Below are 677 nucleotides of genomic sequence, written 5' to 3'. Positions count from 1 at the left end.
GGGTTTGTTGTTTGAGATTTGCATAGTGGACGCGAGCATCTATGTGGCCAAGTTTTTAAGGGCGCACGGTGGATGCCTTGGCATCAGGAGCCGATGAAGGACGTGGGAGGCTGCGTTAAGCCCCGGGGAGTCGCCAACCAGACTTTGATCCGGGGATGTCCGAATGGGGAAACCCAGCACCGGTAATGCGGTGTTGCCGCCGCCTGAATGTATAGGGCGGTTGGTGGTAACGCGGGGAAGTGAAACATCTCAGTACCCGTAGGAAGAGAAAACAACAGTGATTCCGCGAGTAGTGGTGAGCGAAAGCGGATGAGGCTAAACCGGGCATGTGTGATAGCCGGCGGGCGTTGCGTGTCCGGGGTCGTGGGACCTTCTTGCAGTCTCCGCCAAGACTGCGGCAAGTGAGAAACCGTTTCGATAGTCGAACGCTCTGGGAAGGGCGGCCGTAGAGGGTGAGAGTCCCGTAGGCGAAATCGGAGCGGCTTGTTGAGGGGATCCCAAGTAGCACGGGGCACGAGAAATCCTGTGTGAATCTGCCAGGACCACCTGGTAAGCCTAAATACTCCCTGATGACCGATAGTGCACGAGTACCGTGAGGGAAAGGTGAAAAGTGCCCCGGTGAGGGGTCGTGAAACAGTACCTGAAACCGTGTGCCTACAAGCCGTCAGAGCCGCGCC

At 57.6% G+C, this 677-nt stretch carries 1 rRNA gene; it reads left to right on the top strand.

The window, feature by feature from the left end:
* Nucleotides 1–45: 45 nt before the first annotated feature.
* A 23S ribosomal RNA gene (locus RUR_RS26610) occupies nt 46–677 on the top strand; the annotation flags it as partial.

This window comes from Rhizohabitans arisaemae (genome assembly GCF_025996515.1).
Classification (GTDB): domain Bacteria; phylum Actinomycetota; class Actinomycetes; order Streptosporangiales; family Streptosporangiaceae; genus Rhizohabitans; species Rhizohabitans arisaemae.
Note: the sequence above shows the minus strand (reverse complement) of the source record. Positions and strands in the feature narration are given on the sequence as shown.